The organism is Vibrio sp. YT-19(2023), assembly GCF_033337395.1.
The window spans coordinates 1-792 of the sequence record NZ_JAWOQN010000361.1 but is presented as its reverse complement, the minus strand read 5'-3'; the positions used below and the strand labels follow the sequence as shown (position 1 = coordinate 792).

At 44.6% G+C, this 792-nt stretch carries 1 pseudogene; it reads right to left on the bottom strand.

The annotated features are described in order from the left end of the window. Positions 1-792: pseudogene (gene vmeK, locus R7E78_RS25910) on the bottom strand (multidrug efflux RND transporter permease subunit VmeK); the annotation flags it as partial.

Genomic DNA, 792 nt, shown 5'->3' with positions numbered 1-792 from the left:
GTCGCGTCGAATGTCAATTTGCCAGTCAATCCCCTCTTTATTGGTGGTATCACTCAAATTAGTCAGTGCTGGGTTGCTATCAGCCCAAAGCCTAACGAGCTTCGCGGCGTCATCTAGCTCGCCTATACTCCTACTTCGAGAAGAAACTTCAATCACCAAATCATGTTCAACCGGAGGACCGGCATCCGGAAATTTGTACTCTAACTCAACGCCATAAAATTGGTCAGTGGTAGATTTTAGCTCTTCAATGATCGTTTTGACTTTACGACGATATTGCCAATCCACAGGAGTTATTTGAATCTGACCGATTTCGTCACCATTATCGCTCGATCCAGTGCGAGTGTAGACACTTTCAAACTCATCATGACCCAGCATGACCTTTTCAATTTCTCGCATTACGATATCTTTCTCATTAATGGAAAGATCCCCGTAAGAGCGTACTTTTACGGTGAAAAATGGCGGGTCGACTTCAGGGAAAAACTCAGCTCCTAACCCCGCTTTACTGTAAGTAAATCCAACACCACCCGCCAGCAATACCGCGCTCAGCAGCACTTTCCAAGGATGTTGAATCGCCACAAACAAGGTTTTGTAATAAAGCTTGGTAATTCCTGTCGCTTTCTCAAAGTTTCCGTTGTGTAGCTCCACCATTTCTTGTTGGGCTTTAGGATTGATAACCTGAGGTTTACCAATAATGCCGCCAATAACAGGCACAAATAGCAAAGCCATCACCAATGACGCCGCTAACGTCGCGATTAGCGTTAACGGTAAGTACTTCATAAATTCACCGGTAAT